Below are 12602 nucleotides of genomic sequence, written 5' to 3'. Positions count from 1 at the left end.
CCCGGCAATGGACACCACTGACGAATAGCCGCCTTTGATCGCCCCGTATCCTTATCCAGCAGCTGCCGATTGTGGGCAAATCCGCCGCGCGGCTGGCCTGAGCGCTCAAGAACGCCTAGAATTGTTCATCGTATATTCCCAAGGTAGCCCCCCTAATGTCCTTCGCTGAGCAACTAACCCGCCTGCAAGCCTTCCTCGACGCCGACGAGCTGCATGACGAGGCGCTGGACTACGTGGCCGCCCACGGCTATCTGACCGCCCTGTCGATCTGTTCGGAAACCGTGCCGGACCGCGAATGGATCGACGCCCTGTTCGCCGAAGAACCGCACTACAGCAGCGACGCCCAGCGCGAAGAAATCGAAGCGACCTTGCTGGCCCTCAAGGCCCACATCGCTCGCCAGCTGGCGGCCGATGAAGAATTCGAGCTGCCGTGCGACCTCGACCTCGGCGAAGAGCCGGACGACTCCGACCTGCGCGGCTGGTGCATCGGCTTCATGGAAGGGGTGTTCCTGCGCGAAGAAGCCTGGTTCGAAACCGCCGAAGACGAAGTCAGCGAAATGCTCCTGCCGATCATGGTCGGTTCGGGTCTGTTCGACGAGCAGCCGGAGTTCTCCGACATCGCCGCCGACGCCAACCTGATGGACGACATGATCGTCCAGATCCCGGAAGCCCTGACCGCGCTGTACCTGCTGTGCAACGCCCCTGACGAAAAACCGGCGATCCTCAAGCCTCGTCACCACTGAGTCCCTGCCTGTGGCTGATCCCATAGGCAACCGCTCCCTGATGCTGCGCTACGTGCTCCTGGCCATCGGCTGGTTGAGCGTAGCGTTGGGAGTGATCGGCATCTTCCTGCCTGTCCTGCCCACCACCCCGTTCCTGCTGCTGGCGGCCGCCTGTTTTGCCCGCAGTTCGCCGCGTTTCTACCAGTGGCTGGTGCAGCACCCGCGCCTCGGCCCCTGGATCCGCGACTACCTGGACGGCAATGGTATTCCCCTCAAGGGCAAGGTCTACGCCATTGGCCTGATGTGGTTGAGCATCGGCCTGTCGTGCTACCTGGTGCCCCTGCCGTGGGCTCGCGGCTTCATGCTGACCAGCGCGGTGCTGGTGACGGTGTACATCCTGCGCCAGAAAACCCTGCCCAGGACCTGAGCCCGCCCCGCGGAAAATATCGCCTAGACTTCACCCATCTGCATTTGAGCAGCCAGACATGTCCCGCAGTCGGCGTCGCCCAGGATGGTCAACGCTCCGACTTTGGCTCGGCGGATGGCTGCTGTTGAGCGTTTTTTGGCTGACAGGGCCAGGCAATGTCCGGGCGAACTGGAATTTCGCCCAGATCCTGCAAACGGCCGAGCAACGCTACGGCCCTCTGGGCAGCGCCCAGGGACGGATCGAGGCATGGAACCAGATGCTGCAAGGCGAAACCCGACAACCCGAACGTGAGCAGCTGACCGCCGTCAATCGCTTCTTCAACCAGCAATTGAGCTTTCGCGACGACACTCGCATCTGGCGCCAGACCGATTATTGGGCAACCCCCATCGAATCCCTGGTCAAGGGTGCCGGCGACTGCGAAGACTACGCTTTGGCCAAATATTTCAGCCTGCGCAACCTCGGCGTGCCCAGTGAAAAACTGCGCATTACCTACGTCAAGGCCCTGACCCGCAATCAGGCGCACATGGTGCTGACCTACTACGCCACCCCCAGCGCCGACCCGCTGGTGCTCGACAACCTGATCAGCGACATCCGCCCCGCCTCGAACCGCAAGGACCTGCTGCCGGTGTACGCCTTCAATGCCGAAGGCCTGTACATGCCGGGGGCGGACGGCGGCAAACGCAAAGGCGACGCCAAGCGCCTGTCACGCTGGCAGGATGTGCTGCAGAAGATGCAGGCCGAAGGTTTTGCCGTGGGCGACGGCTAACATCGCCGATCAACAAGGAGCGTCCTATGTCGCTACTCAAACAGTTGTTCCTGGCCATCTGCCTGTTCTTGCTGGTGGCCTTCAGCGGCAGTTTTTTTGTCAGCCTGGAGAGCTCGCGCGAGCAGATGCTCGGTCAATTGCGCTCCCACGCCCAGGACGCCGCCACGGCGCTCGGCCTGTCTCTGACCAGCCAGGTGGACGACCCGGCGATGATCGAGTTGATGGTCAGCTCGATTTTTGACAGCGGCTACTTCGCCAGTATCCGGGTGGTCAACATCGAGGACGAGCAACTGCTAGTCGAGCGCAGCAGCGCGGCCACAACCGAAGGAGTGCCCCACTGGTTCGTCAGGCTGGTCGACCTGCGCCCCCAGGGCGGTGACGCGCTGATCATGCGCGGCTGGGAACAGGTAGCCCGGGTCGAAGTGCAGAGCAACCCGCAGTTTGCTCTGGCTAAACTCTGGGACAGCAGCCTCGGCAGCCTGCTCTGGTTGCTCCTGTGTGGTTTGCTCAGCGCGGTGTTCGGCGGCTGGCTGCTGCGCCGCCAATTGCGCCCGCTCGACACCCTGGTGACCCAGGCGCAGGCCATCAGTAACCGGGAGTTCCTCAGTACTGCCAGACTGCCCAGGACCCCGGAGCTCAAGCGCGTCATGCTGGCGATGAACCAGATGGTCGAGAAACTCAAGGGCCTGTTTGCCGAAGAAGCGGCGCGCAGTGAAAAACTGCGCGCCGAGTCCTACCAGGACAACCTCACCGGGCTGGCCAACCGACGCTTGCTCGACGAACAACTGGCCGAGCGCCTGCTGGTCACCGAGCAAAGCAGCGCCGGTCACCTGCTGATGTTCCGGATCAATGACCTGGCCGGTCTCAACCAACGCCTGGGCGGGCAGCACACCGATGCGCTGATCACCACCATCGGCCAACTGCTCAAACGCCTGACCCAGTCACCCGAACGGCGGGCCTGGTTGGCCGCGCGCAACCGTGGCGGCGAGTTCAGCCTGCTGACCCCGGGGCTGGACAGCCAGGAAGCGACACGCCTGGCCGGGGAAATCAGTGCCACCCTGGAAAACCTGCGCCTCACGGGTGCCAGCGATTGCATGCCCGTCGCGCACCTGGGCGTGGTGCCCTTTGTCCCCGGCGAGCGCACCAACTGCGTGCTGATGCGCCTGGATCAGGCGCTGACCCAGGCGCAACTGCAACCGGAGCGGCCGTGGGTGTACCTGGCACAGTCCAGCGCCCCGCAGCACCAGACCCAGCACGACTGGCGCAGCTGGATCGACGACGCCCTGAGCCACGGCAAGCTGCAACTGTACTTTCAACCGGTGGTGCAATGCGCCGACACCCGCCAGGTGTTGCATCACAAAGTCCTCGCACGCCTGCTCGACCCGCAAGGCGAAGCCATTGCCGCCGGGCACTTCCTGCCCTGGATCGAACGCCTGGGCTGGGCCGCACGCTTTGACCTGGCGATGCTCGAACACACCCTCGAACACCTCGCCGAACATCGCCAACCGCTGGCCCTGAGTCTGTCCGGCAGCACCCTGCGCGACCCCGCACAGTTGCGCATCATCCAGGACACCCTCAATGCCCTGCCGGACCTGGCGCCGTTGCTGACCCTGGAAATCGACGAACACCAACTGCCACCGCCCGACGCCCTGCGCCAGTTGTGCCTGAGCCTGCGCGACACAGGTTATCGCCTCGGCCTGCAGCACTTCGGCGGCAGCTTCAGCCAGATCGGCAACTTGACTCAACTGGGCCTGGCCTACCTGAAGGTCGACGGCAGCTACATCCGCGCCATCGATGAGCAAAGCGACAAGCGCCTGTTCATCGAAGCCATCTACCGCGCCACCCACAGCATCGACCTGCCGCTGATTGCCGAACGGGTCGAGACCCAAGGCGAACTGCAAGCGCTCAAGGAACTAGGGCTGTTTGGCGCGATGGGCCGATTGATCGGGCACCCGCAACCGTTGTGAGGGGGATCGAGAGCCCAGGAGTGCTCACTCCTGGACCCTCGCTTGCGCTCAGACCGTATCGACCTTCAACGAATGATCGTTGAGCATGCCGTTGATGATGGTCGCCGTATCATGCCCACTGGCGATCACCCCGCCGGCCCCCGGCGTGACGCCATAATGCTCGGCCAGGTTGACGCCCGCCAGGTCGATGGTCTGGGTCGAAGGCGCACCGATCGTGGCCTTGACGTCGATGCTGGTGAGCAGTGACGCACCGCTGCCGGTGACGCTGAAGTGTAGGTAGTCATCCAGCGAGGACGCGGTGGCGGCTTCACCTTGCAGCAGTTGCGACAGGTCGAGCTTGTCGGTGCCCAGGGTGAAGTCGGTGACCACGTCGTGCCCGCTGTTGCCGTGTAACCACTGGAAGGTATCGGCCCCTCCGCCGCCAGTCAGGGTGTTGTTGCCCAGGCCGCCGGTCAGGGTATTGGCGTTGCTGTTACCGATCAGGGTGTCGTCGAACGTCGAACCGATCAGGTTTTCGATCCCCGTCAGGGTATCCAGGCCCGCCCCGCCCGTGTTCTGCGCCCCGAGCAAGCCCAGGTTGACCACCACCCCGGCGCTGGCATGGGCGTAGCTGGCGGTGTCGATGCCATCACCGCCGTCCAGCAGGTCGCTGCCCAGGCCACTGAACAACAGGTCGTTGCCGGCCCCGCCATGCAACTGGTTATTGCCGTTGCCGGCGGTGAGCACATCATTGCCGTCGCCGGCATTCAGCAGGTTGTCGCCGCCACCGGCCAGCAGCACGTCGTCGCCGGCGGTGCCGGTCAGGGTATGCCCTGCCTGGTAGGAGATGCCGACGGAGGCCGAGTCGCTACCGCCGTGGTTGTCGCTGGCGGTATAGCTACCGACAAAGTCCGGCGAACTTTCATGGGCGCCGGCGTAGTTGACCGTCAGGTCCAACTGATAGTTTTCCGCGGCATTGACGTGGCTGCCGCTGCTATTGCTGAGGTTGCTCACGTGGATGCGGTAGGTGCCGTCCTCGGCGGCACTGAGGGTGCTGTGATTGTCGATGCCGAGGAACCCGCCACCATTGAGCGAGTACTCCAGACTGATGTGCCCCGCCGCCAGGTTGTGGTCCAGGTTGAGGGTCTCGCCCTTTTTCAGGGTGACGGTGATGAAGTCCTCATCGTTGGCATTGCCGTTGCTGACCTGGCCCAGGTAACCACTGATCACCAGCAGTGCGGTCATCGCGGCGGTGTCCGCCGCGAAGGCACTGCGCACATCCGCCAGGTTCCGGTTGCCGAAGTTGTTCTGGTGGCCAGCGAAGTTGATCGCGCCGCTGCCGGTAAAGTCCTCGCCCTTGGCAATCCAGCCCGTATTGAACGTGGTGGGCGTGGCGCTCAGGCGGTCGCCATTGGCGTCCGTGTCATTGGCCAGCAAGCCTTCAACCGGTACCGCAAGGTGTTTCGACAGGACGTTGGTGATCACCTGGTCATCAACCGCCACCGGCGCCGCGTTCGGCAGGATGTTGATGGTCAGGGTGCGGCTGGCCAGGTCGCCTTCGTAGTCACTGGCGGTGAAGGCAATCTGCTCGGTGAGCACCACTGAGGTGGTGGTCTGCGAGGTGTAGGTGAACTCGCCCGTGTCGAGGTTGATCACCAGGGTGCCGCCCTTGGTGGTGGCAATGCTCAGGCTGTTGTCCAGAGTGTTGAAGGTGCCGCGATTGAAGCCTTCGAGCACCGTCAGCGCGCCCTTGTGGTTGTCGCCGGTGGGATCGAAGCTGTAGGTGGTGCCCTCGATGATGATGGTCTTGATAAAGCCGCCATCGGCGCCAAAACTACCGCCCTCACCCATCAGCAAGCCGCTGATCGGCGCACCCCCCACGGTGCCGGACAGCACCGCGTTGAGCTGGTTGAGGTCAGTGACTACTTGCGCATTGGTGTTGACATGGTTGCTGCCGTCATAGGCCAGCGGGTTGAGGTTGCCACTGCTGACACCGTCGCCCAGGCCGATCGCATAGTTCTTGATCCCGTTAGCCTCGAGAAAAGCCTTCCAGGCGGCCTCGTCCGACGGATCGGTTTCCCAGCCTTCGTTGGGTTTACCGTCGGAGAAGAAGTAGCCAACGTTTTGTGCCCCGGCCAGTTTGCCTTCGGTGATGAACGCCAGCTTGGCCGCAGCCAGGGCGTCGTCGTAGTTGGTCCCGCCGTCGGCATGCAGGGTGGAAATGATCCATTTGGCGGTGGCCACGTCGACCCAGATCGAAGTCTGCTCGGTGGCGCTGCTGCTGAAGGTGACGATCTGCACTTTCACGTCACCCATGGCATCGTACTTGTCGAGCAAGGCGCTGATGGCCTGCTTGGCCAGGTCCATGCGCGACAGCCCCGAGACACCGGAGTGGTCGGCCATGCTGCCGGACACATCGATCACCAGCAGCAGGTTGGAGTCGATCCCCACCGCCGTAACCGAACGCTCGGAGTGCTGGGCCCGGGGCACGTCATCGACGATGTTGACCACCACGCTGCTGGTGGCGGTATTGCCCAGGGCATCGGTGACCTTGTAGGTGAAGCTTTCGGTGAGGATGTTCGGCCCGTCGTTGCCCCCGGCGGTTTTCGGAGCCGAAGTCAGGGTGTAGGTGTAGGTGCCATCGGGGTTGAGCAGGATTTGCCCATAGGTGCCGGTGGCGCTGCCCACCAGGGTGTAGGTGAGTGTCCCGCTGCCTCCGCTGACCGAGCCGACCAACGAACCGTGGGCGGTTTCGCCAGTGGACGTCGGGTCGCTGCCGATGACCAGGCCGGGGGCCAGGTCCTGGCCGTCCTGGCTGAGGTCCAGGGCTTTTTCGTAGACCGTCAGGCAGGCGTCGACGCAAGCGATCAACCCGCTGTCGGTGACATTGATGGTGATCGTGGTGGTGCTTTCGTCGCCATCACCATCGCGGATGGTGTAAGTGAACACGTCCGTTGCCCCGGGCGGGCAGACCCCGTTCGCGGTGCTGTGGTAGACCGCATTGCCGGCGGCATCCAGCGTCAAGTAGCCGTAGGCACCCTGGATCTGATCGCCCAGGCCACCGAGGGCCGAGGTGGCCGTATTGCCACCCGCCCGCACACCGATCACCGCGCCGCCCGTGGCAGCTCCGTCGGCGCCATTGACGTCGTTGCCGAGCACCGAAATGTTCACTGTCGCGCCCTCGCCCACCGTGGCGCTATCGGGGCTGGCGGTTGGCAGGTCATCGACGATGTTGACGTCCAGCGTATCGCTGGCGGTGGTGCCATTGCTGTCGGTCACGGTCACCGTGAAGTGTTCGCTGAGGCTGTTGGCACCGTTGGCTGTCGGGTGGTCCTCATTGTCGTTAAGGGTATAGCTGTAGCTCACTACGCCGCTCGCCGCGTCATAGCCGGTGATGGTCAGGGTGTTGCCCAACAGGCTGGTGAAGGTTTGCGGGAAGTCGGCGGTGACGCCCGCGGTCACCACGTTGATCCCACCCACGGTGAGGGTCTGCACGCCGTCCAGCGCGGTGACGGTGAAAGTGCCGCTTTGGGTCAGTGCCGGTGTGCCTGGGGTCGAGCCGTCGCTGAGGGCTTTTTCATAGACCGTCAGCTCCCCGCCCAGGACATTGAGGCCGTCGATCAATACTGGGTCGTCGTTGTTGTGCACAGTCAGGGTCAAGGTCGCAGTGCTAGTGTCGCCATCCGCGTCGGTCAGGGTGTAGGTGAAGGTTTCGTGGGCATCGGCCTTGAGCGCCAGGAATGCCGGGCTGGTCGGGTCGACGGTGTAGGTATAGGAACCGTCCGCCGCCAAGACCAATTGGCCATAGGCGCCTGCCAACGTGCCGGCCGTCACCGGACCAGTGATCACTCGGTCGGCGCCCTGCACATCGTTGTCCAGCACATTGCCGGTAAGGACCGTGTGCAGTTCAGTAGCGGTCACGGCGTTGCCGTCATCCTTGGCCTGCGGCACGTCGTCGACGATGTTGACGTCCAGCGAGTCGCTGGCAGTGGTGCCATTGCTGTCGGTGACCGTGACGGTGAACGACTCGCTGAGGCTGTTGGTGCCGTTGGCGGTGGGGTGAGCTTCGTTGTCGTTGAGGGTGTAGCTGTAGCTCACCACCCCGCTCGCCGCGTCATAGCCGGTGATGGTCAGGGTGTTGCCCAGCGCAGTGGTGAAGGTTTGCGGGAAGCCGGCGGTGAGGCCACCGCTCACCACGTTGATCCCGCCCACGGTGAGGGTCTGCACGCCGTCCAACGCGGTGACGGTAAAGGTGCCGCTTTGGGTCAGTGCCGGTGTGCCTGGGGTCGAGCCGTCGCTGAGGGCTTTTTCATAGACCGTCAGCTCCCCGCCCAGGACCTTGAGGCCGTCGATCAATACTGGGTCGTCGTTGTTGTGCACAGTCAGGGTCAAGGTCGCAGTGCTAGTGTCGCCATCCGCGTCGGTGAGGGTGTAGGTGAAGGTTTCGTGGGCATCGGCCTTGAGCGCCAGGAATGCCTGGCTGGTCGGGTCGACGGTGTAGGTATAGGAACCGTCCGCCGCCAGCACCAGTTGGCCATAGGCGCCTGCCAACGTGCCAGCCGTCACCGGACCAGTGATCACTCGGTCGGCGCCTTGCACGTCGTTGTCCAGCACATTGCCGGTGAGGACCGTGTGCAGTTCCGTGGCGGTCACGGCGTTGCCGTCATCCTTGGCCTGCGGCACGTCGTCGACGATGTTGACGTCCAATGAGTCGCTGGCGGTGGTGCCATTGCTGTCGGTGACCGTGACGGTGAACGACTCGCTGAGGCTGTTGGTGCCGTTGGCGGTGGGATGAGCTTCGTTGTCGTTGAGGGTGTAGCTGTAGCTCACCACCCCGCTCGCCGCGTCATAGCCGGTGATGGTCAGGGTGTTGCCCAGCGCAGTGGTGAAGGTTTGTGGGAAGCCGACGGTGACGCCCGCGGTCACCACATTGATCCCGCCCACGGTGAGGGTCTGTACGCCGTCCAGCGCGGTGACGGTAAAGGTGCCGCTTTGGGTCAGTGCCGGTGTGCCTGGGGTCGAGCCGTCGCTGAGGGCTTTTTCATAGACCGTCAGCTCCCCGCCCAGGACCTTGAGGCCGTCGATCAATACTGGGTCGTCGTTGTTGTGCACAGTCAGGGTCAAGGTCGCAGTGCTAGTGTCGCCATCCGCGTCGGTGAGGGTGTAGGTGAAGGTCTCGTGGGCATCGGCCTTGAGCGCCAGGAATGCCGGGCTGGTCGGGTCGACGGTGTAGGTATAGGAACCGTCCGCCGCCAAGACCAATTGGCCATAGGCGCCTGCCAACGTGCCGGCCGTCACCGGACCAGTGATCACTCGGTCGGCGCCCTGCACATCGTTGTCCAGCACATTGCCGGTAAGGACCGTGTGCAGTTCAGTAGCGGTCACGGCGTTGCCGTCATCCTTGGCCTGCGGCACGTCGTCGACGATGTTGACGTCCAGCGAGTCGCTGGCAGTGGTGCCATTGCTGTCGGTGACCGTGACGGTGAACGACTCGCTGAGGCTGTTGGTGCCGTTGGCGGTGGGGTGAGCTTCGTTGTCGTTGAGGGTGTAGCTGTAGCTCACCACCCCGCTCGCCGCGTCATAGCCGGTGATGGTCAGGGTGTTGCCCAGCGCAGTGGTGAAGGTTTGCGGGAAGCCGGCGGTGAGGCCACCGCTCACCACGTTGATCCCGCCCACGGTGAGGGTCTGCACGCCGTCCAACGCGGTGACGGTAAAGGTGCCGCTTTGGGTCAGTGCCGGTGTGCCTGGGGTCGAGCCGTCGCTGAGGGCTTTTTCATAGACCGTCAGCTCCCCGCCCAGGACCTTGAGGCCGTCGATCAATACTGGGTCGTCGTTGTTGTGCACAGTCAGGGTCAAGGTCGCAGTGCTAGTGTCGCCATCCGCGTCGGTGAGGGTGTAGGTGAAGGTTTCGTGGGCATCGGCCTTGAGCGCCAGGAATGCCTGGCTGGTCGGGTCGACGGTGTAGGTATAGGAACCGTCCGCCGCCAGCACCAGTTGGCCATAGGCGCCTGCCAACGTGCCAGCCGTCACCGGACCAGTGATCACTCGGTCGGCGCCTTGCACGTCGTTGTCCAGCACATTGCCGGTGAGGACCGTGTGCAGTTCCGTGGCGGTCACGGCGTTGCCGTCATCCTTGGCCTGCGGCACGTCGTCGACGATGTTGACGTCCAATGAGTCGCTGGCGGTGGTGCCATTGCTGTCGGTGACCGTGACGGTGAACGACTCGCTGAGGCTGTTGGTGCCGTTGGCGGTGGGATGAGCTTCGTTGTCGTTGAGGGTGTAGCTGTAGCTCACCACCCCGCTCGCCGCGTCATAGCCGGTGATGGTCAGGGTGTTGCCCAGCGCAGTGGTGAAGGTTTGTGGGAAGCCGACGGTGACGCCCGCGGTCACCACATTGATCCCGCCCACGGTGAGGGTCTGTACGCCGTCCAGCGCGGTGACGGTAAAGGTGCCGCTTTGGGTCAGTGCCGGTGTGCCTGGGGTCGAGCCGTCGCTGAGGGCTTTTTCATAGACCGTCAGCTCCCCGCCCAGGACCTTGAGGCCGTCGATCAATACTGGGTCGTCGTTGTTGTGCACAGTCAGGGTCAAGGTCGCAGTGCTAGTGTCGCCATCCGCGTCGGTGAGGGTGTAGGTGAAGGTCTCGTGGGCATCGGCCTTGAGCGCCAGGAATGCCGGGCTGGTCGGGTCGACGGTGTAGGTATAGGAACCGTCCGCCGCCAAGACCAATTGGCCATAGGCGCCTGCCAACGTGCCGGCCGTCACCGGACCAGTGATCACTCGGTCGGCGCCCTGCACATCGTTGTCCAGCACATTGCCGGTAAGGACCGTGTGCAGTTCAGTAGCGGTCACGGCGTTGCCGTCATCCTTGGCCTGCGGCACGTCGTCGACGATGTTGACGTCCAGCGAGTCGCTGGCAGTGGTGCCATTGCTGTCGGTGACCGTGACGGTGAACGACTCGCTGAGGCTGTTGGTGCCGTTGGCGGTGGGGTGAGCTTCGTTGTCGTTGAGGGTGTAGCTGTAGCTCACCACCCCGCTCGCCGCGTCATAGCCGGTGATGGTCAGGGTGTTGCCCAGCGCAGTGGTGAAGGTTTGCGGGAAGCCGGCGGTGACGCCCGCGGTCACCACGTTGATCCCGCCCACGCTCAAGCTTTGCACGCCATCCAGTGCGGTAACAGTGAAGGTACCGCTTTGGGTCAGTGCCGGGGTGCCAGGCGTCGAGCCATCGCTGAGGGCTTTTTCATAGACCGTCAGTTCCCCGCCCAGGACCTTGAGGCCGTCGATCAATACTGGGTCGTCGTTGTTGTGAACGTTGAGCACCAGGTTGGCGCTGCTGCTGTCGCCATCAGCGTCGGTCAGGGTGTAGTTGAAGGTCTCGGTGACGTCGCCCTTGAGCGCGAGAAAGGCCGGATCACTGCTGTGCAGGGTGTAGCTATAGCTGCCGTCGGCGGCCAGCACCAGGGTGCCGTAAGTCCCAGTGAAGGTCCCAGGGGTGATCGGCCCAGTCACGACCCGGTCGGCCCCTTGCACATCGTTGTCGAGTACGTTGCCGGTCAGGATCAAATGCGCTTCGGACGCGGCAACGCCATTGCCGTCGTCAAACGCGTGGGGCACATCGTCGGTGATGTTGATGTCCAGGGTGTTGCTGGCCGTATCGCCATTGACGTCGCTGGCGACCACGGTGAAATGCTCACTGAGGTTGTTGCTGCCATCCCCGGCCGAGTGGGTTTCATTCCCCACCAGGGTGTAGCTGTAACTGACCACGCCGGTGGCCGGGTCATAACCGATGATCGTCAGGGTGTTGCCCAGGGCCGAGGTGATCGTCTGTGGGAAACCCACCGCCACGCCGCCACTGATGATGCTGACTCCACCGATGCTCAGGCTCTGCAAGCCATCCGGCGCGGAAATGCTGAAGGTCCCGTTCTGGGTCAAGGCCCCCGGGTTGCTGGCCGAGCCCTTGGCCAGGTTGGCTTCAAACAAGGTCAGCTCACCGCCTGCCACCGACAGGCCGGACAAGGTCACCGGCTGGTTCTCCGGCAACTGCGGGGTCACCGGTAATTCGGGGTTGATGGGCGTAACGGGGGTCAACGGGTTGACCGAAGGCCCAGTGCCCGTGTCGTCGCCACCGTCCTCAGGCGAACCCGCCACACGTTCCGGGACAAACTCGGGAATGCCGTTGAAACCGGCGGTCGGGAAACCGATGACCGGGTCGACTCGACCCGCCACTTCTTCAAGCAGGACAAACGAGTGACCGCCGCCGGCAGTTCCGGGCGCCCCTGTACTGCCCGGCCCGGCAGCAGTGGCTTCAGCGACCTGGGTCGGGTCGGCACCGGCAGCGATGGCTTGCTGCACTTGCTCGACATCGCTCAATTGCGCCTGGCTGGGCGTCAGCGCTTCGGCGGAGTCGACATGTGCCGGTTGATTGGCCAGCAGTTGCGGGCTCAGAAGCATGCTGCTGCCCCGTCCCAGCGTCAGTTCCTGGCCGTTTTGCAGGTGCGCCGCGACGGCGCCCTCGGCCCCGGTCACCAGTTGTTCACCGGCAAACAGCCGATCCCCTTCGACCAGGGCGCGTCGGGTTCCATCACCCGCTACAGCGAACACCTGACCTACGACCTTGCTGACGGTTGCGATGAGCGTTGCCATGAGCCTTCCTCCGCTGCCGACGTCCATCGGCATCTGGGTTGTGCAGAGAAAGCATGCAGGGTCTTGCCGGGTTGCGGGACGGACCTTCTGCCCGGCAGCAC

5 protein-coding genes are annotated in these 12602 nt (G+C 63.7%); 4 read left to right on the top strand and 1 reads right to left on the bottom strand.

Annotated features, from left to right (window positions below; translation table 11 throughout):
* The first annotated feature begins 155 nt into the window (after positions 1–155).
* From PspS04_RS07055 to lapD, 4 genes are read left to right on the top strand one after another with little or no spacing between them, the layout of a single operon-like run.
* Positions 156–743, top strand: a complete 588-nt coding sequence (locus PspS04_RS07055; RefSeq protein ID WP_095170955.1) for a UPF0149 family protein — start codon at positions 156–158, stop codon at positions 741–743.
* A 40-nt stretch (positions 744–783) separates the two neighbouring features.
* Positions 784–1149 carry a YbaN family protein gene (locus PspS04_RS07050; RefSeq protein ID WP_162530221.1) on the top strand — a complete coding sequence of 122 codons (366 nt, stop codon included), beginning with the start codon at positions 784–786 and terminating at the stop codon, positions 1147–1149.
* Positions 1150–1207: 58 nt separating this feature from the next.
* Positions 1208–1915 (top strand): cysteine protease LapG, encoded by a 708-nt coding sequence (gene lapG, locus PspS04_RS07045; RefSeq protein ID WP_095170951.1) that lies wholly within the window; start codon positions 1208–1210, stop codon positions 1913–1915.
* A 26-nt stretch (positions 1916–1941) separates the two neighbouring features.
* Positions 1942–3882, top strand: coding sequence for a cyclic di-GMP receptor LapD (lapD, locus tag PspS04_RS07040; RefSeq protein WP_159994326.1), 1941 nt, complete (start codon positions 1942–1944; stop codon positions 3880–3882).
* A 48-nt stretch (positions 3883–3930) separates the two neighbouring features.
* Here lapD and PspS04_RS07035 read toward each other — a convergent pair whose 3' ends face one another.
* A complete protein-coding gene (locus tag PspS04_RS07035) occupies positions 3931–12501 on the bottom strand; it encodes a retention module-containing protein (protein ID WP_159994324.1) in 8571 nt (2856 codons plus the stop codon).
* Positions 12502–12602 lie beyond the last annotated feature (101 nt).

Origin of the sequence: Pseudomonas sp. S04 (assembly GCF_009834545.1) — a bacterium.
Classification (GTDB): domain Bacteria; phylum Pseudomonadota; class Gammaproteobacteria; order Pseudomonadales; family Pseudomonadaceae; genus Aquipseudomonas.
The sequence above is the reverse complement of the archived record's forward strand: the minus strand, read 5'-3'. Positions and strand labels throughout refer to the sequence as shown.